At 67.6% G+C, this 20,610-nt stretch carries 11 protein-coding genes and 1 pseudogene; 5 read left to right on the forward strand and 7 right to left on the reverse strand.

Features of this window, described 5'->3' with window-relative positions; all coding sequences use genetic code 11:
* The first annotated feature begins 45 nt into the window (after nucleotides 1-45).
* Nucleotides 46-4,518 (forward strand): alpha-(1->3)-arabinofuranosyltransferase, encoded by a 4,473-nt coding sequence (locus tag RND64_RS23190; RefSeq protein ID WP_049700365.1) that lies wholly within the window; start codon nucleotides 46-48, stop codon nucleotides 4,516-4,518.
* A 14-nt stretch (nucleotides 4,519-4,532) separates the two neighbouring features.
* On the opposite strand, the pseudogene RND64_RS21345 reads toward RND64_RS23190, so the two are convergent.
* Nucleotides 4,533-5,606, reverse strand: a pseudogene (locus RND64_RS21345) (acyltransferase family protein); the annotation flags it as partial.
* 170 nt (nucleotides 5,607-5,776) lie between these two features.
* Between RND64_RS21345 and RND64_RS21350 the strand changes: the two are divergent.
* From RND64_RS21350 to RND64_RS21365, 3 genes are all read left to right on the forward strand, one after another.
* Nucleotides 5,777-7,078, forward strand: coding sequence for a DUF3068 domain-containing protein (locus RND64_RS21350; RefSeq protein WP_049700364.1), 1,302 nt, complete (start codon nucleotides 5,777-5,779; stop codon nucleotides 7,076-7,078).
* Nucleotides 7,079-8,266: 1,188 nt separating this feature from the next.
* Nucleotides 8,267-9,223: an HpcH/HpaI aldolase/citrate lyase family protein gene (locus RND64_RS21360; RefSeq protein WP_049700363.1), complete on the forward strand. Its 957-nt coding sequence runs from the start codon at nucleotides 8,267-8,269 to the stop codon at nucleotides 9,221-9,223.
* Nucleotides 9,224-9,267: 44 nt separating this feature from the next.
* Nucleotides 9,268-10,989 carry a hypothetical protein gene (locus RND64_RS21365; protein ID WP_049700362.1) on the forward strand — a complete coding sequence of 574 codons (1,722 nt, stop codon included), beginning with the start codon at nucleotides 9,268-9,270 and terminating at the stop codon, nucleotides 10,987-10,989.
* On the opposite strand, the gene RND64_RS21370 is transcribed toward RND64_RS21365, so the two are convergent.
* On the reverse strand, nucleotides 10,971-12,113 hold the full coding sequence (locus RND64_RS21370) for a glycosyltransferase family 4 protein (RefSeq protein ID WP_049700361.1): 1,143 nt from the start codon (nucleotides 12,111-12,113) through the stop codon (nucleotides 10,971-10,973). The two genes, RND64_RS21365 and RND64_RS21370, sit on opposite strands and share 19 nt — an antisense overlap.
* Nucleotides 12,114-12,223: 110 nt before the next feature.
* On the opposite strand from RND64_RS21370, the gene RND64_RS21375 reads away from it, so the two are divergent.
* Nucleotides 12,224-12,952, forward strand: coding sequence for a class I SAM-dependent methyltransferase (locus RND64_RS21375; RefSeq protein ID WP_049700467.1), 729 nt, complete (start codon nucleotides 12,224-12,226; stop codon nucleotides 12,950-12,952).
* 27 nt (nucleotides 12,953-12,979) lie between these two features.
* Here RND64_RS21375 and RND64_RS21380 read toward each other — a convergent pair whose 3' ends face one another.
* The 5 genes from RND64_RS21380 to RND64_RS21400 form a co-directional block, all read right to left on the reverse strand.
* Complete coding sequence (locus RND64_RS21380) at nucleotides 12,980-13,786, reverse strand: hypothetical protein (RefSeq protein WP_049700360.1); 807 nt, start codon at nucleotides 13,784-13,786, stop codon at nucleotides 12,980-12,982.
* Nucleotides 13,787-13,987: 201 nt separating this feature from the next.
* Nucleotides 13,988-16,546: an ABC transporter permease gene (locus RND64_RS21385; RefSeq protein WP_049700359.1), complete on the reverse strand. Its 2,559-nt coding sequence runs from the start codon at nucleotides 16,544-16,546 to the stop codon at nucleotides 13,988-13,990.
* 3 nt (nucleotides 16,547-16,549) lie between these two features.
* Nucleotides 16,550-17,446 (reverse strand): ABC transporter ATP-binding protein, encoded by an 897-nt coding sequence (locus RND64_RS21390; protein WP_049700358.1) that lies wholly within the window; start codon nucleotides 17,444-17,446, stop codon nucleotides 16,550-16,552.
* Between the two features lie 101 nt (nucleotides 17,447-17,547).
* The gene (locus RND64_RS21395; protein WP_049700357.1) at nucleotides 17,548-18,570 is read right to left on the reverse strand and encodes an esterase-like activity of phytase family protein; all 1,023 of its coding nucleotides are present in this window, start codon (nucleotides 18,568-18,570) and stop codon (nucleotides 17,548-17,550) included.
* 44 nt (nucleotides 18,571-18,614) lie between these two features.
* A complete protein-coding gene (locus tag RND64_RS21400; RefSeq protein ID WP_049700356.1) occupies nucleotides 18,615-20,441 on the reverse strand; it encodes a phosphoenolpyruvate carboxykinase (GTP) in 1,827 nt (608 codons plus the stop codon).
* Nucleotides 20,442-20,610 lie beyond the last annotated feature (169 nt).

Raw genomic sequence — 20,610 nt, forward strand, 5'->3', positions numbered from 1 at the left:
GGGAAGGCCCGCTCGGCTGGCGAAGCCCACTCGGCGGATCGCATAATGAGTCGACGCGGCGTCGGCATCGTCTTCGGTGTCGCGCTGATCGTCAGCCTCCTGCAGTCGCCGGGACGTATCTCGGCCGACACCAAACTCGACCTCACCGCTGACCCTCTCGGCTTCCTGGCACGGGCCGCTCATCTGTGGACGCCGACCGCTCCGATGGGCCAGGTACAGAACCAGGCGTACGGCTACTTCTTCCCGCATGGCGCGTTCTTTGCCGTCGGCGAGTTGGCGCACATTCCGCCGTGGATCACCCAGCGTCTGTGGTGGGCGATTCTGCTGACCGTCGGATTCGTGGGAATCGTGCGTCTCGCCGAACTGCTGCGGATCGGCTCACCGGGTTCCCGGCTTCTGGCCGCACTGGTCTTTGTGTTGAGCCCGCGAGTGTTGACGACGCTTGGCTCGATCTCGTCGGAGACACTGCCGATGATGCTCGCACCGTGGGTGTTGATCCCGGTGGTGCGGGCGCTCGACGCCGAACGGCCGTCGCCGTACCCGCTGTGGCGCGACGCGTGCCGGTCGGCGGTCGCGGTGGCGCTGATGGGTGCGGTGAACGCCGTGGCCACCCTCGCCGCGCTCGGCGTCGCCGTGGTGTGGTGGGTGATTTCGACAAGCTCAATCAGCGGGAAGGCCCACCCGCTGGTCGAGCCGGGCGCGAGCGCAGCGAGCACCCGAGTCGAGACCACTCGCGGCCTGCGCTTCGGCGTCGCGTGGGCGGGCGCGCTGGTGCTCGCGTGCGCGTGGTGGGTGGTGCCGCTGCTGATCCTGTCGCGCGTGTCGCCCCCGTTCCTCGACTTCATCGAATCCTCGCGCGTGACAACGGAATGGACGTCGCTCACTGAGGTGCTGCGCGGGACCAGCTCGTGGACGCCGTTCGTCTCGCCCGAGCGCGTGGCGGGTGCCGTGCTGACGACGCAACCCGCGGCGGTACTCGCCACCGGGACTCTCGCGGCAGCGGGACTTGCCGGACTGTGCATGCGCCGCATGCCGTTTCGAGGACGCTGGGTCACCATCCTCGTCGTCGGCCTCGTCCTGATGTGCGTGGGCTACGCGGGCGGCCTGGGGTCGCCGATCGCCGAACCGATTCGCGTCTTCCTCGACGGTCCCGGCGCCTTCCTCCGCAACATCCACAAGTTCGAGCCGTTCATCAGGATCCCGCTGGTCCTCGGGTTCGCGCATCTCCTCGCCCGCGTGCCGCTTCCGGGCACGGCGTCTGCGCGGGAGACGTTCTCCGCGTTCGCCCATCCCGAGCGTTCGCGTCCGGTCGCCGCGACGATGGTCCTCGTCGTCGCCCTGATCGGTGCGGGCTCGCTGGTCTGGACCGGGCAGTTGGCCCCGGACGGTACCTACCGCGCGATCCCCGGATACTGGCAGCAAACCGCCGACTGGCTGCGCGACCATGCCGACGGAGCTGACCCAGACGGCAACAACAACGCAGCACATCCCGATCGGGCGCTCGTGGTGCCCGGAGCCCCGTTCGCCGATCAGCTCTGGGGACTCACCCGCGACGAACCGCTCCAACCGCTGTCGACGACACCGTGGGCGGTGCGCGATGCGATACCCCTGACACCGCCGGGGGCGATCCGCGCCATGGACTCCGTACAACGCGACATCGCAGCCGGGCGCCCCTCGCCAGGACTTGCTGCGACTCTCGCGGGTCAGGGCATCGACTTCGTTGTTCTACGAGCTGATCTCGATCCGGAGACATCGCGGTCAGCCCGTCCTCTGCTAGCCCAACAGACGCTCACGGGCTCGCCCGGTTTACGCCGTGTCGCGACGTTCGGCCCGCGGGTCGGCCCACCGTCGGCGCGAGGTGTTGTGCGTGACAACGGGTTACGACCCGACATGCCCGCCATCCAGATCTTCGCGGTCGACCACAGCGGCAAATCCGACGTCGCGTCGTTCCCGGGCACCGGCCCGATACTGACGGACACGGCGTCCGCGACCCGCATCTCGGGCGGCCCGGAATCGATTGCCGCAGTGCAAGATCTGCGCGCGCGACTCGGCATGGCCCCGCTCGGCCCGTCGCTCCTCGAATCCGACGCCGTCCGCGCAGGTCTGGGCGACGCCCCACTCGTGGTCACCGACACCCCGGCCGACCGCGAAACCGACTTCGGCCGCGTCGACGACCACAGCTCTGCCATCCGGGCACCCGGCGATGCACGCAGAACCCAGAACGCCGCGCCCGACTACCCGGTCGACGGCCAGCCCCTCGTCGAGGGACAGTGGCTTCTCGACAACGCGCCGGGCGAGGTATCGGTCTCGACGTCGGGCTCGGCGTCGGACGCCACCCAGCCGGGCCAGACGTCGCCCGCGAGTTCGCCCGCCGCCGCGTTCGACGGCGACGCGTCGACGGCGTGGGCGAGTAGCGGGCTGTCGTCTGCGGTCGGGCAGTGGATGCGCATCGATTTCACCCGTCCGCGAAGCGATCTCGCCGTCCGGCTCACCACCGCGAAGGCGCTCGGCGAAGACGTGTCGTCGATTCTGGTCACCACCGAGGCGGGCACGACCGTCGCGCAGGGTGTCGAGCCGAACAAGCCGGTGACGGTGACCGTGCCCAGCGGCCCGACCCGCTGGATTCAGATCCGCGCCATCAGTACCGAGAATGGTTCTGCCGGAAACCAGTTCGCGCTCGGCGAGGTCGCACTCACCGACCTCTCGTCGGGCATACCGCTCACCATTCGCCACCGCGTGGTGCTGCCGACACTGCAGTCGGATACGAAGGTATCGAGTTGGGTCCTCTCCCAAGAACTCTCGGGCCGCTCGAGCTGCCTGCTCGACAACACCCCGGGTGACCCCGCTACCGATGTCGTGAGATGCGCTGGCGGACTAGGCCTCTCACCCGAGACGCCCGGGGTCATGACGCGCGCGCTGTCGGTGCCGCAGCCGACGACCGTCGCGCCCCTGATGGTGCTCAGGCCGAAACCGGGCGACGCACTCAACGCGCTACTTGCTCGTCCGGGAACCGTGACAGCACGCGGGCCGTCGTCGGTGTCGGATACGAGAGGCTCCGCGCAGGCCGCTGTCGACGGCGATCCGACAACCGTGTGGACCGCACGCGACGATGGCAAGGACGGTGACAAGCCCGGCCGAAAGTCCCGCCCTCGACTCGACATTTCACTGCCCACGCCGCAACGCGTCGATCGTCTACGCCTCGTGCTGCCGCGCGACTATCCCGCGGCACCGACACGCGTGTCGGTCGACCTCGGAACCGGCCCACAGGAACGCACGGTCGGAAGTGACGGCGTCGTCGAGCTGAATCCCGCAGTCACCGATCATATTTCGCTGACAGTGCTTGCACGACGAGACCTCATCGACGTCAACAGCCTTGGGTTCACAAGCGTCGCACCGACCGGGATAGCCGAGGTGAAGGTGGAACCCGCCCCGCAAGCACCCCCGCTCGACGACGAACGCCCGATCTCCGTCGGATGCGACGGCGGCGTGGGAATCACGGTGTCTGGTCAGGTAACCGGAATGAAAATCCAGACCACCGCCGGAGCACTTCGCCGGGGTGAACCGGTGATCGCGACGCCCTGCACGCCGACCATGCGTCTCGGTGCGGGCGAGCAGGAACTGTCGGCGAATCCCGGCAACGCTTTCACTGTCAACACCGTCGGACTCGACGCCGGCGGCGGCTATGGCACACCAGCGTCGTCGAACAGCACTGCTACACAGCCACATTCAAGCGAGATGCCGCGCGTCCTCACGTGGTCGTCGACGTCGCGTTCGGTACAGGTCGACGCCGCGGACGCCGCGCGGCTCCTCGTCGTTCCCGAGAGCGAGAATCCCGGATGGGTTGCGCGTCTGGGAGGCACCGGGTCGGAAAGCGCTGGGTCAGGAGGTACCGAGTTGCGGCCGGTCGTCGTGAACGGCTGGCAGCAGGGGTGGGAGGTTCCGGCCGGAGCGTCGGGAACCGTCGCTCTCGAGTTCCGCTACGACACTCCGTACCGCTGGGCGCTGCTCATCGGATTCCTCTTGCTCGCACTGCTTTTCGCGCTTGCCCTGTGGCCGATTCGCACTCGACGAGACCCCGACACGGCGCCCGAGCCGACCGTCGAGTCGTCGACGCCGCTCGCGGCGTGTGCATGTGCGGGTGTCGGCTGGCTAACCGCCTCCTGGCTACTGACGGGATGGTGGGGCCTTGCGATCTCCGTCGTCGTCGGCGCAACCGTTGCGGCACTGAGCCCGCGAGCGCGGGTGGTACTGACATTCGTCGCGATGCTGGCGGCGACGATCGGACTCGCGGCGGCGCCGTGGCACGCCGAGTCCGGATACAACGGATTCGCTTGGTGGGTTCAGCTTCCCGCGTTCGTCGCGGTCGCGAGCACCGTCTGGTCGGCACTCGTCTCTGCTGTGCCGGAGTCGTCGCGAGACGCGCTGTCCCGCTGGCTGCGCGCGGCAGGTGTCACTCCGCGGCGCCGCGCTTCCCGAGAGCGCAGCCAGTTGCGCGACGGCTCCTCGACGAACGCGTAACTCGCCGCCGAAATCCCGATACTGAGAACCGCGGTGATGATCCAGACCACCGCGGTGTGGCCGGTGAACGGGACGATCCCGAACAGCCCGAACACCACCGCGAGCACGGCCACATGCCAGATGAAGATGCCGTACGACCACCGCCCGAGCGCGAGCATCACCGGCGAGGTGAGGAACGGGAACGGTCGGTCGGACAGCCGGGACAGCACCCCCGCCCGACCATCCGAGCAGATCAGCGGCGCGAGCAGCGTGAAACCGCAGATCGCCCCCAGCGTGGTCTTCACGGCGAACTGCCACGGCTCGAGATCTCCGAGTCCCGTCGGTCCCGCGAGAGGTGTGCACGCCAGTCCATACGCGACGACGAACACGACGAGCATCAGTCTGCGTCGCGCGCCGATCACGGCGACAACCCGCGTGAAGCGAGTCGGCTGGCCCAGTTCGTCGGCACCCGCCACCTCGGCGAGCACCAATCCAGCGATGAACCACGGAAGATGCCCGACCACCCAGTTCGTCGGTTCGACGCCGTCGGGCGTCGGAAGGAGTTCGGCGATCCACCCCCAGGTCAGGCTCACCACGGCGAGCGCGACCAGCACCGGGATGCGGGCGGACACGCTGCGGCCGCGCAGCGCGAACAACGCGAATCCCAGGATCGGGAGCAGCAGGTAGAACGCGACCTCGACCGAGAGACTCCACATCTGGGTCAGGCCCGCGGTCAGCGACAGCGGGACAAACACCTGCGTGAGCGTCAGATTGGCGAACCACACCGTCGCGTCGGCGCCCTGCGCCTCGGGCAGCAAGGTCAACACGACGACCACGACGACGAGATAGGCGGGCCAGATGCGCACCACCCTGTGGCGCAGGTAGCGACGTATCGGCGGGTGCGCCGCGTGATCCGACCGGCCCGCACCCGACCAGCCGTGTGCGCTCGCCACCCACGGCCGCCACAGCAGAAACCCCGACAGCGCGAAGAACAGTGCGACGGCGAGATCGAGTCTGCCCAGGATCGGGCCGATCACGGGAAGCGCGACGGCACCCGTCTGGAACGCGACGTGCGTGGTGAGCACCCCGAGCGCAGCAACCGCGCGCATGCCCTCGAGTTGCGGAAAGAACCTGCGCGCCGGGCCACTCGACGACGAGGTGATCGGCGTCGTCGATGGCTCTGGCACCAGCCCAGGATACGGACCTTCGCGCGACGCGTATGCGGCCACCGAACCGGCACCCGACAGGCGAACAGCACCCGAACAGTAGTGTCGTGCCCATGTCGCAGGCCCGGACCCCGAGTTCACCCACCCCGGGCGCCCCGACCGCGAGCCGATTCAGCACGGCCGATCTCATCGGGCCGACCCTCATCTTTCTCGGCGCCTTCCTGATCGCGGTGACCATCGCGTTGCCGACGCTGTTCGTCGATCGCCTCCGCACCATCCCGCTCAGCACCGATCAGACAACGGTGTCGACGGCCGGAATGTCCGACGACGAGCACGCGCAGATCCTCGACCGATGCTCGCTGAACACACCGCGCGCACGTGTCCTCGACGCGACGCTCGTACGCCAGCAACGTGTCGTCGCGGTGCGTCCCGCCGATGCACGACGGGTAACACTGCAGGCAGGCGCATCGGTGCAGGCCGACCGCATCTGGCTCGATGGGAAGGAATCCGAGTCCGACGCCGCTCGACCGGGCAGCGAGGTCGCGCCCACCGAGGGCGCCGACGCGTGCACGTCGCCGACGGTGTCGGCTGTCCGGGACCGCGTCACGCTGAACCGTCGCTCGGCGCTGCCCGATCTCGGGGCCGTCGGCGGAACGCGGGGCAACTCCGAGATTCAGTACGACAGCAACTCCGCGCCGGTCCAGGCGTCGGATCGTCGTGGCTACACCTACGTGCTGCCCTTCGATCCGCCGACGTCGGGCGCCCGCTACTTCGACGTCACCACGCGTCGAACCGTGCCACTCGTCGACGCCGGGGAGTCACAGGTGGGCGGCCGTACCGCGATCCGGTATCGCGCCGAGATCCCCGACACCGACCTCGCCGCCATCGGCTCGGGCACGCCCTCGGGCACCCCGGCCACGCGCATCACGCGACCGGCGTCGTGGTTCGGCATCACCGACGGTGACCCGAACCGGCAACTCACCGCGACGCTGCACCATCGGGCTAAGTGGGACATCTCGGTCGACGCCGCGACCGGCGTGATCCTCGACGAACGCGTCGACGTCGAACAGACCTACCGCGTTGCCGGTTCTGATGGCCCAGACTCGGGTGTCGCACTCACCAACCTGCGCGCGACGTTCGGCTTCGACGGCTCGACGCAGCGCGCGATGGCTGACGACGCGGCGTCGCTCGCCGGACCCGTCACCATCTGGGGGCGCGTGGTCCCACTGATCGCGGGAATCGTCGGTGCGCTGGCGCTGATCGCGGGGGCGCTGCTCACGTTCCCGGGTCGGTGGCAGCGCTGGGTCGACGATCACCGACCGCGCCGTCGGAGGCACGACGACCAACCGCACCGTCGGACACGCGACGATCCGGAGTCCGATGTGAAACCCGAAGGGCCACAAGAGTCGTCGTGACCGCGGAGACTGTCGCGGCGACAGCGGCGATCACCGCGAGCCGCATCACGCTGTGCCCGAGCAGAAGGATCGCGGCGGCCTCCATGGCAAGGAAGAGCCAGGCAAGGATCGAAATGCGGGTGCGGTCGTGCGCAATGGCCGCGAGCAGGGCCACCTGTAGCACCGCGAACGCCGCGCCGGTGTAGGCGAACAGTCCGAGCAGGTCGGTCAACTCCCGATAGTCGTCTCCGATCAGCGTGGGCAACAGTGGTCCGGCGAGGGCGCCGAGCACCGTGATCACCAACCCGATCGCGGCAACAACCCCGACCGCTTGGCGCAGTGACCGACCAGACGACGCCGGGTCGGCGAGTTGCGGATAGAACACGACTCCGACCGCCTGCGGCAACCAGAAGGCCACCTTCGTCGCGATGGCACCGAAGGCGTAGACGCCCGCATCACGCGGGTCTAGGACGGTGCGCGAGAGCAGCACGTCGAGCGAGACCGCGACGACGAGCACCAGTTGCACCTGCGACGCCCGGACGACGGTCGACAGGCCGGCACCCGGCAGTCCGGCACCAGACGTGCTCCCGGCAGGCATGCGCGCACGGGCGAGGCCCCACACGACCGCAGCAGCGACGGCGGTCCCCACCGCACCGGCGAGCAGCGCTCCTGCCGGTCCGGCGCCCGCGGCCAGTGCCGCGATCGTCGGAGCAGCGCGCACCACCCCGACCGCCGCGAGGACGACGCCGAGCGTTCGGAATCGTCGACGCCCCTGCAGCACACCCTGACCACCGCCGACGACGGTCAGCAGCGGCGCGGCCGCCAGCCCTGCCGCGGTGAGTGTCCACGACGTCGACGCGACTGCGGAGACGACCGGGACGGCGATGACCGCAAGTACCGCGACGGCGAGCGCACACCGCATGGTGAGAGTACGTATCCGCAGGTCATCGCGGCCGTGAACGACTTCGCGCGCAACCACGGCCTGCAGCGCGAGCGCGGGAACGGTGAGCACCAACTGTGCCGAGAGCGCCACGGCCAGTTCGCCGTACTCCGCGGGCGTCAGCCACCAGCGGCCAGCACCGAGATGGACCGCGTACGAGCAGACGTTCGCGAGCATCGAACCGACAGCAACCCACCCGACTGCATCGACGACGGGGGAACGCACCATGTGGTCAAGTGTGCCTCTCCGGTGTGAAACGATAGACAGCGATGTATGACCAGAACACGCAGACCGACGTCGAGAGCACCGACGTCGGCTTTCGCATCGACCCGGTTCTCGCGCGTAGCTGGCTGTTGGTCAACGGCGCCCAGCACAATCGATTCGCACACGCTGCGCGGTCGCGCGCTGACATCGTCGTGCTCGACATCGAGGATGCGGTCGCTCCCAAGGACAAGCTCACCGCACGCGACAACGTCGTCCAATGGTTGACCAGCGATCCCGGCACCGGCCCCGACGGCAACCCCCTTCCCGGCGGCGCAGGCGACTGGGTGCGTGTCAACGGCTTCGGCACCCCGTGGTGGGCCGACGACCTCGAGGCGCTCTCGAAGACCCCGATCGGCGGCGTGATGCTCGCGATGGTCGAGTCCGTCGACCACGTCACCGAGACCGCCAAGCGGCTCCCCGACGTGCCGATCGTCGCACTCGTGGAGACGGCACGCGGGCTCGAACGCATCAGTGAGATCGCGTCGGCGAAGGGCACCTTCCGACTGGCGTTCGGTATCGGAGACTTCCGCCGCGACACCGGCTTCGGCGACAACCCGATGACCCTGGCGTACGCGCGCTCACGGTTCACCATCGCGGCGAAGGCGGCACACCTACCCAGCGCCATCGACGGCCCCACGGTGGGATCGAGCGCGCTCAAGCTCAGTGAGGCGACGGCCGTCAGCGTCGAATTCGGCATGACCGGCAAGATCTGTCTGACACCTGATCAGTGCGCTCCGGTGAACGAGGGCCTCACGCCGTCGATCGACGAGATCACCTGGGCGAAAGAATTCTTCGCCGAGTTCGAGGCCGACGGCGGCGAGATCCGCAACGGCTCCGACCTTCCCCGTATCGCCCGCGCGACCAAGATCCTCGACCTCGCCCGCGCGTACGGGGTGACCGGCACAGAGTACGAGGTCGATCCCGGCCACGCGTCGGCACCGTCGGACACCTACCACTACTGAGTTCGCCGGACTCAGATCACCGGACCCAGATCACACGGCACGCCATGCACCGGTTGCTGCCGACGCTCTGGGTGATCAGCGCAGCGTTGACCGCGCTGATCCTCGGTCCGCTGCTGCGCCCGGGATATCTGCTCTACCGCGACGCGGTGTCGACGCCTCGGTCGTACGTGACCGACACGACGTTGGGAATCGGCGACCTACCACCGCGGGCCGTTCCGCAGGATTGGGCTGTGGCACTGGGGAGTTCGGTGGTCGACGGCGGATTCCTCGTCACGGCAATCCTGTTCGCCGCACTGACGATCGGTGGTGTCGGATACGGCAGACTCGCGGCGCATCTCGTACCCGGTGCGGGCCGGACCGGCGCCGTCGCTGCGACGATCGTCTCGTTGTGGAATCCCTTTGTCGCAGAACGACTTCTCCAGGGCCACTGGGGGCTTCTCGTCGGGTACGGCGCGCTGGGGTGGATCGCGCTGGCCGCTGCGCAATACGGTTTTACTACCTCGTTGCGTCACTGGTTGGTATTGGCGGCACTCCTCGCCGTCGCCGGATTCACGCCGAGCGGTTCACTGTTCGGCCTCGTCGTTGCGGTGGTCTGCGTCCGCGCGCGGCCGCTGATCGGTGTGCTGGCGGCGTGGGTGTTGTCGGCGCTGCCGTGGCTGGTGGCCGCGCTGCTGACCTCTGCGTCGACCTCGACGGACGGCTCGGCGGGCCTGCGCGCCTTCGGGTTACGGTCCGAACCAGGGCTCGGACCGCTCGGCACCGTGCTGGGCCTCGGCGGTATCTGGAACGCCGACGCCGCACCTGCGAGCCGCACGTTCTGGTGGGCAGCGGTCGCGACGGTCTGTCTGATCGCAGTCGTCGGGGTCGGGTCGATCACGTTGTGGCGCAGGCGCGAACTGCTTGTCGACGCTCCCCTCGTCCGGGCACTGGGCGTACTCGGTGTTGTGGTGGTTGTTGGTCTGGCGATCACGGCCGTCGGACCGGGCAGCGGCGCGCTCGCGGGGGTCGTCTCCGCGATCCCGGGCGGTGGACTGCTGCGCGATTCGTCGAAGTTCGTGGCGCTGGTGATGCCTAGCGTCGCGATGGCGAGCGCTGCCGCGGTGTGGCGGTTGCGTGACCTCGTCCCTTCGGGTTTCGCGCTCGCGGCGGTGGTTCTTCTCGTGGTGGCACCGCTGCCCGACCTCGCGTGGGGAGTCGGCGGACGACTCTCGACGGTGCAGTATCCCGATGACTGGGCGCGCGTTGCGCAACTCGTTCCCGCCGACGCGGGCGACGTCGCGCTATGGCCTCCCGGCACCGTGCGGCAGTACCCCTTCACCGACTCGCCATCACTCGATCCGGCCGCACGCATGCTGCGCGCGCCCGTCGTCGAATCGGGTGAACTCGTCGTCGACGGCGCGACCGTCGACGAGGCGACACCGCGCGCACAGCAGGTGACCGAAGCGCTGCGCACCGGTGGTGACCCGACAACCCTCGCTCGGCTCGGCGTCGGCTGGGTGCTCGTCGAAAATCTCTCGGGCACAGCTCAACCCGATGTACCGGCTAGGCTGGCCGACCGCGCGGACATCGTCTTCCGCGGCCACGATCTCGTCCTGTTCCGCATCGACGACCCGACCGACATCGGCGACGCCTCCAGCGCAGCGCGCGTAACGGCCTACGCGGCACACCTTGTTTGGGCTGCGCTGATCATCTGCGGCGGCGTGGCCGCGCTGTGGCCGCTACGGCGCCGTCGGGATCGCAGTGAGGTTCAGCCGCGCGAGGACTGATCGAAGACCGACATGAAGCCGTCGGCCGTCACCGACCACGAATAGCGTTGCGCCCGTTCGCGTGCGGCCGCTCCGAGGCGGTTGCGTTCGGCCGGATTGTCGAGGAGTTTTCTTGTGGCGGAGAGCATCTCGTCGACACCGTCGACGAGTAGTCCGGTCTCGGCGTCGTCGATCGATTCCGCGAGTCCGGTGGCGTGGCGGTAGCCGATTGTCGGCACGCCCATCTGTGCGGCTTCGATCACCGCTAGTCCCCACCCCTCCTTACGCGAGGGCATCAGGTGCACGTCAGCCTCCGCGAGGATCTGATACTTGCGCTCGTTCGACACGTGACCGTGGAAAGTCACAAGACGCTCGACACCGAGTTCGCTTGCAGCCGAACGCAATCGAGACGACCACCAACCGTCGCCGATGACGTCGAGATGCACATCACGCTCACCCGCGCGGTGCAGGTCGGCAAGAACCCGCAGCGCATCCTCGACCTGCTTGTGCGGGACGAGGCGCGAGAGCACGCACAGCCGAGCCGGCCCGTGATCGTCACGCGGTACCGGCACCGCCGAGTCAGGCGTCGGGTCGATTCCGTTGTGCACCACGGTGATCCGGTCGTCGTCGACACCGAGTTCGACGAGCTCGCGCGCCGACGGCGCCGACACCGTCACATACCGGTTGCGACGGTGGACCCGCGGCGACACCCGCGACTCGAGGAACCATCCCAGCCTGCCGAGGAGACGGCCGGCCACCGGCCACTGCTCTCTGTGACAGTGATGCACGAGCACGATGGTCGGCGACGACGAGACCAGTGTCGCGAAGAACGGGATGCCGTTCTGTGTGTCGACGATGGCGACGGGCGAGACTCCCGCGAGCGGACCGAAGCCCAGCCGACCGGCGACGAGCACGGCCAGGATGGCCGGATACACGGTGATCCGGCCCCCTGCGCGTACGAAGCGCATGCCGTCGCGGTCCTCGGTGCGCAACGCACCCGGGTACGTCGACGTCAGGTAGGTGACGCGCATTCCGCGTCGAGAGAGTTCCGCACCGACCCGCTCGAGGTAGGTTTCGCTGCCTCCACCCTGGGGGTGGCGGGTATCGCGCCAGCACAGCAGCACGACGTCGGACGGGGTGTTCATCGCCGACAATGCTACGCACCCACCCCGGTAGCATCTCCGACGTGCCGCGACCGAGAACGACCACAGACTCCTCGACGGCGGGCTCGACCAAGACACGTGCCGACGCCGGGATGGCCCGAATCGCCACGCTCGCACGCGCGGCGGGGCTGCTCAACGACTTCCGCTTCGAGCAGTCCGACCCCGCCCGCTTCTACCGCGCCCTCGCTGACGACACCGCCGATCTCGTTGGCGCCTTCGCCGAGCTCGACGGTGCCGTGGTGCTCGACGTCGGCGGCGGTCCCGGCTACTTCGCCGATGCGTTTCGCCAGCGCGGGGCGTCGTATCTGTCTGTGGAGCCCGACCCGTCCGAGATGCACGCGGGAGGTCTCGAACATCGGGGATCGGTGCGGGCGTCGGGCCAGCAGATGCCATTCGCCGACGGTTCCGTCGACATCTGCATCTCGTCGAACGTCGTGGAACACACGCCTGCGCCGTGGGAGATGGCCGACGAGATGCTGCGGGTGACCCGTCCTGGCGGCGTCGTGATCGTCAGTTACACGCTGTGGTGGGGTCCGTTCGGTGGACACGAGATGGGTCTGCGGCACTACTTCGGTGGCGCCCGGGCCGCGCGCTGGTACACGCGGCGCAACGGGCATCCGCCGAAGAACCTGTTCGGAACGTCGCTGTTTGCCGTGACCGCCGACGACGGTCTGCGGTGGGCACGCTCCCGACGCGGACGTGCACGGCTGGTCGCGGCCTTCCCGCGCTACCTGCCGAGCTGGGCGTGGTGGGTGCTGCGCATACCGCTGGTGCGCGAGGTTGCGGCGACGAACCTGGTGCTGGTAGTCGAGCCGCGCTGAGGCTTGGGCGCCCCTGTGTCCCTGTGCTCAGCCGAGCCCCGCTGCGCAGCGCAGTGTGCCGCCGTTGCTGGTCGCCGAGGCGAGCAGTTCCTCACCGCGAAGGATGTTGCAGGTCACCGGGCCACGCACGACGACTGCGGTGAGTTCCGCGTCGGTGCCCGTGACGGTGGCCTGCCGTGACCACGGGGTTCCGGTCGCCGCGACGATCTCGTAGTCGTTGCCCTTGCGGAACCGCAGTGCGACGACGTCGCCGTTGCCGGTGATCTGGTAGGTCACGGCCCCTGCCGCCTGCGCGGGTGTTGTCGTGGTGGTGGTTTCCTCGGTGGTGGTTTCCTCGGTCGTCGTCGTGGTGGGCGTCGTGGTCACCGTGGTGGTCGCGGGCGCGGTGGTCGCGGCTGTGCCGCCGTCGCCTCCGGAACTGCGGATGATCGCATAGGCGACTACGGCGATCAGTGCGATGACCGCGATGATCGCCACCACCAGGATCGCGGTGCGTTTCCCTCCGCCCGACGAGTCGGGGTCCTGCCCTGACTGCTGCTGGTCCCCGTAGCCCTGCTGGCCGTACTCCTGGTTGCCGTAGCCCTGCTGGCCGTAGCCCTGGTTGCCGTACTCCTGCTGGCCGTACCCCTGCTGGCCGTATCCCTGATCGGCATAGCCCTGGTCCCCGTACGGCTGCTGGTCACCGTACGGCTGGTTGGCGTAGGGATCGTGCTGCGAGTAGGCCTCGGTGCGCGCCGTCGGGTCGCCGCCCGCCGAAGGGTCCTCGTTGGGGTCGAACGCCCGGGTGTGCGGGTGCTCGGCCGGGTCGTTCGGGTCCTCGGGTGGTCGCGTCATGGCGCCGATTGTGCCAAACCGCCTGTCGCCACATGTGGGACTGGTCCAAGACCTCTCACTCTGGGCAGCGCAGCTTCGGCGATCGGGCCGCGCCGTGTGCCAGCTCGATCCGTATGACAGTCGGCGCCGATTTCGGGCGGAACTGTCATACGGATCGCTGGACATCTGCGCGCCCCGGGCTCGCCGCCCAGGGCCCGCCGCTCACGCCTCGGCGATCGCCTCGAGTGGTCGGGTGCGGGCGGCGCGGTTGGCGGGCCACAGCGCGGCGAGCACTCCGACGACGCCCGCTCCGATCAGCGTCACGATGATGAGCGTCCACGGCAGGACCGGATCGCCGAGTCCCCAGCGCGCAAGTGTGCGCACCAGCGCCCAGCCGACGACCACGCCGATCACCACACCGACTAGCGCACCGTAGATGGCGATGAACACCGACTCGAGGTAGATGCTGCGTCGAACCTGACCGCGCACCATGCCGACGGCTCGGAGCATTCCGATCTCGCGGCGTCGCTCCACCACCGACAGCGCCAGTGTGTTGACGATGCCGAGGATCGCGATGACCAATGCCAACCCGAGCATGGCGTACAGGACGCCGAGCATCTGGTCGATCTGCTGCGACACACTACTCTTGAACTGTTCACGATCTTGCACCTGCACCGTGAGGTACGAACTGGTCGCGTTCTCGAGATCTGTTCGTAGCGTTGATGAGTCGACGCCGGGCTTCGCCTTGACGAACACTCCGAAGCTCATCCGCGCAGGCTCGGGCATCAGTGACTCGTAGACCTTGCTGCCAACGAGCCACGGCTGCAACGTCTCGTTGTCGGCGTACACGCCGTCGACCCGCGTGGGAACCTGCTGACCGAGTGACGAGGTGAAAGTGACTGTGTCACCACGCTTCCAGCCCCTGTCGTTGCTCGTACGCTGGCTGACGAACATCCCGTTGTCCGGGAGTCTGTCCGACGCGCCGTCGAGCATGTCGATGTTGGTGACGGAACTGATCTGGCCCCCGAGCGGCGAGAAGCCACTGACCTTGGTGTCACCGACCCGCGCCTGCGCCACACCGAAACTGACCGAATCCTCGACGCCCTTCACACCTTTCACGGCCTCGGCGACGGCTGGCGAGATCGGCAGGTTGTTGGTGCCGGTCACGATGTAGTCGGCGGTGATTCCCGTGTCGACAGCGGTGTCGACGGTGCCCTTGAATGATGTACCGAGCGTGCCGATCACGGCCACGAGGATCAGCCCGAGTGTCAGCGCGAAGGCTGTCGCGGAGCTGCGTCGTGGATTGCGCATCGCGTTGGTGCGGGCAAGGTAGCCGATCGACCCGAAGGGTGCGCCGATCACTCGTCCGAGCACACCGACGACGGGCTGCAGTAATGCCGGGCCCGCGAGTACGGCCGCCAGAATCGCGGCGCCCGCGCCGAGACCGACGACGATCGCACGCAGCATGCCCTCCCCCATGGCACCCCACACGATCGCGACGACGGCGATCACACCGAACACCACTCCTGCGATCGTGCGGTTGCGCAACGACGACGCGCGCTCGGCGTCGCTTGCGCGCATCGCCTCGACGGGCGGCACTCGGGCCGCACGCACCGCGGGAACCCAGGCGCTGACCATCGTCACCACGACGCCGACGAACAGCGCCGCGAGTACCGCCCACACGCTCACGTTGAGCGACGCCTGCGGTAGCCCCGACGTCGAGGACGTGATGGCCTTGAGCGCAGCCGCCAGCCCGATGCCGACACCGAGACCGACGAGTCCACCGATCACACCGACGATGAACGCCTCGAACAACACCGATCGCGATACCTGGCGCTCGGTGGCGCCCACCGCACGCAGCAACGCGAGCTCCCGATTGCGTTGCGCCACAATCATCGAGAAGGTGTTGTAGATGATGAATGTGCCAACCACCAGACCGATGGCGGCGAAGGCGAGCAGGATGCCGGTGAAGATGGTGAGGAACTGGTTGACGCGGTCCTTCTCGTCCTGGCGCACCTGATCGCCGGTACGGACCTTGAGCGCATCCGACGCGAGGAGCTTCTGGACGCGATCGCGCAGTTCGGTGTCGCTGACGCCCGCGACCGCGGACATGTCGACGGTCGCGACATGCTCACCGTCGGAGAGCAGTTGGCTTGCCGCTTCGCGTTCGAACTGCACGTTCACGAATCCGCCGGTGTCGCCCGTGAGCTGGCTGATGCCCACGACCGTGACGTCCATTGGCTGGCTCGAGCCCTGTCCGACAACCACTTTCGTCTGCGAACCGACCTTGAGATCACCCTTCTCCGCCGCCGATTCGTTGAGGACCACTTCCTGGTATCCGGTCGGTGCACGTCCGCCGGGCAGCAGCTTTCCGTCGTCGGGAGACAGCGACTCGTTCGGCGGGATGTACGCCGAACCAATGCTCGGCGCCCCGCCGGTTTGCAGTGCCTTGCCGCTCGAATCGGCAATGGTCACCAGGCCCGAGTAGTTGGTCGACAGCTTGTCGATACCGAGCTCTTTCTTTTGTGAGTTCAGTTGGTCGACAACCGACTTCGACACCCCGGCGGAGTTCGAATCCTCCGGGGTCACTTCGACGGACACACCGGGTGCGGCGTTGTCGAAGATCGAGTTGAAGGCCTGCGAGATGGTCGACGTGAACACGATCGACCCCGCGACGAACGCGGTACCCAACACGATCGAGAAGACCGTCAGCGCAAGTCGCAGTTTGTGCGCACCCAGATTGCGCAGCGATACCTTCCGCATCACCGAGGACGAGGCCATGTGTCAGCCCGCCTGCGTCGAGTCCGCACCGGACCCGGCGTCCGCAGCGTGCCGGCCGACGCCGGATTCCGGTGCGACAGAGCCGGATTCATGCTTCCCTAGCTCTGCGCCGACAGTCACATCAGAGGTCGCACCGTCATCCGAGCCGGAATCGTCCGCGGGAACGTCGTCGAGATTCTTCATCACCTCGAACACGTCGTCGGCCGTCGGCCGGGGTAGTTCGCGGACGATCTTGCCGTCGGCGAGGAAGACGACGCGGTCGGCGTACGACGCCGCTCGCGGGTCGTGTGTCACGATGACAACGGTCTGACCGAACTCGTCGGTTGCCGCGCGCAGGATGGACAGCACCTCTCCCGACGATCGGGAGTCGAGGTTTCCGGTCGGTTCGTCGCCGAAGATGATCGCGGGCCTCCCGACGAGTGCACGCGCACAGGCGACACGCTGTTGCTGACCGCCGGAGAGCTCGCTGGGCAGGTGATCGAGTCGGTCGCCGATACCGAGTCGGCTGATCACCGTGTCGTACCAGTCCTTGTCGACCTTGCGCCCTGCGATGTCGGACGGCAGCGTGATGTTCTCAGCGGCGGTCAGAGTCGGGACGAGGTTGAACGACTGGAACACGAAGCCGATGCGGTCACGTCGGAGCAGCGTCATCTTCTTGTCGGACAGGCCCGTCAGATCTGTGTCGCCGATGTGGACGTGACCGCTGGTCGCGACGTCGAGTCCGGCGAGGCAATGCATCAGGGTCGACTTCCCCGAGCCGGACGGCCCCATGATGGCGGTGAACTCGCCGGACCGGAACGACAGCGTGACGCCACGCAGTGCGTGGACCTCCGTGTCACCTGATCCGTAAGTTTTGACGAGATCCTCGGCGCCCGCGCTCGCGCCCTGCTCTGATGTCATGGCTTAACCGTGCCAAAAATGGCACCGCATTGCCATCGGGTGATTCCCCTACAGTGTTTCCCCACAACACCCTGAGATCTCAGGGTTGCCGCGACGACGCGTCAGCGGGGCAGCTGGACCTCGAAGGAGTGCACCCTGGTCGGCCCGGCGAAGGCGTTGTTCGTGACGACGAACAGGGTGCGGGTGCGGAAGTCCTGCCACGGCAGATCGGGCTGCCAGTTACCCCACGCCATCGAAGACACGTTGCCCGTCGAGAGTCGGGGTGTGCCGTCGGTGTTGAAGATCGACTGCTTGGGCATCGGCTTCTCGGCACCCGAGAGGTTGGCCCTCCCGCCGACCTGATCGGCGCCACGGGTCGTCGCCCAGTAGATCGCCGTGCTGCGGCCTTTACCGCGCTCGAGGACGAGGAAGTCGGTGTTGTTGACCGCGAGGACGTCGGCAGCGCTCTTACCCGGATCGGTGCGATACACGAACTCGGAGTTCGTCTTTCCGAACGTCAGCAACCGCGCCGACGTTGCGGGGTCCTGACGGAGACCTCCCGCCGTGATCACGCTGATCTGCCCGCGTGGTCCCACAGCGACGCCGGTGAGTCCACGCTGACCGGCGAGACCCGACTTCTTCGATGGCCGCCACGCCGCGGGCAGCCCGAGATCGCGGATGTAGGTGGCGACCGGCCCGGCACTCTGCAGACGCACGAACTGATGGTCGCCACCACTGACTACGACATAGCCGCCGCTCGTGGCGCGGATTCCCTCGTACTGTGCCGAACCCGGCAGCGGCGGGATGTTGCCGGGGCCCAGCAGCACACCGCCGCCGTCGATTCCGGGATTCGACGTGAAGCCCGCAGCACCCGAGGTGTAGCTGAACTGGCTCGTGAAGAAGCGTGCTGGTCCGCCGCGGCCGACGTCGGTCGAGATCATCGCGAATCGGTTGGCGCCGATCCGATCGATGCCCGAGATCGCTCCGAATGTCGGTACGCCGCTGACGTACGCAGTGTCGGTGTAGCGCGCGATTATCGGCGTCGCAGAGTGCGCAGTTCCGGCGGACATACCGGATATGCCGAGGAGAACTGATGTACCCAAAAGCGCAGAGACGACCGTTGCCCCCCACGAGCGAAGACTCATAGGGGGCAACGATACCTCAGTTACAGATGTGACAGAAGGTGAGATCAGGCCAGCCGCTGCTTGAGGGCGTCGAGCTCATCCTGCAGGCTTGTCGGGAGCTTTTCGCCAACGAACTCGAAGAGCTCTTCGATCAACGGGAGCTCACGACGCCACTCGTCGGGATCGACGGCGAGCGCCGCCTCGAGATCCTCGGTGGGGACGTCGAGCCCGGAGACGTCGATCTCCTCCGGCTTCGCGACGATGCCGACCGGCGTCTGCACGCCTTCGTTCTCGCCCTCGATGCGGCCGATGATCCACTTCAGCACGCGGCTGTTCTCGCCGAATCCCGGCCACAGGAAGCGGCCGTCGTCGCCGCGACGGAACCAGTTGACGTAGAAGACCTTCGGGAGCTTCGACGCATCAGCGTTCTTGCCCAGGTTGATCCAGTGCTGGAAGTAGTCGCCGACGTGGTAGCCCATGAACGGCAGCATGGCCATCGGGTCGCGGCGGACGGTGCCCACCTTGCCCTCGGCGGCGGCGGTCTGCTCGGAGCCGACCGTGGCACCCATGAAGACGCCGTTCTGCCAGTCGCGGGCCTCGGTCACGAGAGGCACCGTGGTCTTGCGACGACCGCCGAACAGGATCGCCGAGATCGGCACACCCTGGGGGTCGTCCCACTCCTCGGCCAGCGAGGGGCACTGCGAGATCGGTGTGCAGTAGCGCGAATTCGGGTGTGCCGCAGGCTCATCCGAATCAGGCGTCCAGCTACGTCCGAGCCAGTCGGTCAGGTGCGCAGGCTTCTCGCCTCCGATTCCCTCCCACCAGATGTCGCCGTCGTCGGTCTCGGCGACGTTGGTGTACAGGGTGTTTCCGGCGTCGATGGTCTTCATCGCGTTCGGGTTGGAGTCCATGCTGGTGCCCGGTGCCACACCGAAGAAGCCGAACTCGGGGTTGATCGCGTAGAGACGACCGTCGTCGCCGAAGCGCATCCAGGCGATGTCGTCGCCGACGGTCTCGGCCTTCCAGCCCGGGATGGTCGGCTGGATCATTGCCAGGTTGGTCTTGCCACACGCACTCGGGAAGGCAGCGGCGACGAAGTAGACCTTGTTCTCCGGGCTGGTCAGCTTCAGGATCAGCATGTGCTCGGCCATCCAGCCCTCGTCACGCGCGATCACCGACGCGATGCGCAGCGCGTAGCACTTCTTGCCCAGGAGCGCGTTGCCGCCGTAACCCGATCCGTACGACAAGATCTCGCGGGTCTCGGGGAAGTGGGTGATGTACTTGTTCGGGTTGCACGGCCATGCGACGTCGGCCTGACCGGGCTCGAGCGGAGCGCCGACCGAGTGCAGGCCCTTGACGAAGAAGCCGTCGTCGCCGAGCAGGCGTAGCACCTCGGGACCGACGCGGGTCATGATCTTCATCGAGAGCACGACGTAGGCGGAGTCAGTCAATTCGACGCCGAGCTTCGGGTCGTCGGAGCCGAGCGGGCCCATGCAGAACGGGATGACGTACATCGTGCGGCCGCGCATGCTGCCACGGAAGAGGGGCGTGAGGGTGGCGCGCATCTCGTCGGGCGCGACCCAGTTGTTCGTGGGGCCCGCATCTTCTTCACGCTCGGAGCAGATGAAGGTGCGCGATTCGACGCGCGCGACGTCGGCGGGATCGGACTTGGCCAGGTAGGAATTGGGCTTGTGCTCTTCGTTCAGCTTGAGCAGCGTGCCCGACTCGACGAGTTCAGCGGTGAGGCGATCCCACTCCTCGTCGCTGCCGTCGGACCAGACCACACGGTCGGGCTGAGTGAGCTCGGCGACCTCGGCCACCCATGCCAACAGCGCTTCGTGTTTAGTCGGAGCGGTGCCGGGTTCCAGACCCGGAATCGTGGCGGCGGTCATATTTCCTCCTCCGAGGTGGCGACCCGCATTGGCCGCCCCGTATGGGTTGCTTATCCCCAGGATACTGTGACCGAGCGTGCGCTAGGGCCTGGGGTTACGAGATGCGGTATAGGCCACATTCGCACACCCCGGAGGGGGCTTGCAAGGTGACCGATGTCGGATTTCCGAG

Source organism: Gordonia sp. w5E2 (assembly GCF_036540975.1).
GTDB classification, from domain to species: domain Bacteria; phylum Actinomycetota; class Actinomycetes; order Mycobacteriales; family Mycobacteriaceae; genus Gordonia; species Gordonia jacobaea.

Coding starts and splice junctions, on each gene's coding strand:
- RND64_RS23190 (WP_049700365.1), top strand. CDS start 46: ATGAGTCGACGCGGCGTCGGCATCGTCTTCGGTGTCGCGCTGATCGTC.
- RND64_RS21350 (WP_049700364.1), top strand. CDS start 5,777: ATGTCGCAGGCCCGGACCCCGAGTTCACCCACCCCGGGCGCCCCGACC.
- RND64_RS21360 (WP_049700363.1), top strand. CDS start 8,267: ATGTATGACCAGAACACGCAGACCGACGTCGAGAGCACCGACGTCGGC.
- RND64_RS21365 (WP_049700362.1), top strand. CDS start 9,268: ATGCACCGGTTGCTGCCGACGCTCTGGGTGATCAGCGCAGCGTTGACC.
- RND64_RS21370 (WP_049700361.1), bottom strand. CDS start 12,113: ATGAACACCCCGTCCGACGTCGTGCTGCTGTGCTGGCGCGATACCCGC.
- RND64_RS21375 (WP_049700467.1), top strand. CDS start 12,224: ATGGCCCGAATCGCCACGCTCGCACGCGCGGCGGGGCTGCTCAACGAC.
- RND64_RS21380 (WP_049700360.1), bottom strand. CDS start 13,786: ATGACGCGACCACCCGAGGACCCGAACGACCCGGCCGAGCACCCGCAC.
- RND64_RS21385 (WP_049700359.1), bottom strand. CDS start 16,546: ATGGCCTCGTCCTCGGTGATGCGGAAGGTATCGCTGCGCAATCTGGGT.
- RND64_RS21390 (WP_049700358.1), bottom strand. CDS start 17,446: ATGACATCAGAGCAGGGCGCGAGCGCGGGCGCCGAGGATCTCGTCAAA.
- RND64_RS21395 (WP_049700357.1), bottom strand. CDS start 18,570: ATGAGTCTTCGCTCGTGGGGGGCAACGGTCGTCTCTGCGCTTTTGGGT.
- RND64_RS21400 (WP_049700356.1), bottom strand. CDS start 20,441: ATGACCGCCGCCACGATTCCGGGTCTGGAACCCGGCACCGCTCCGACT.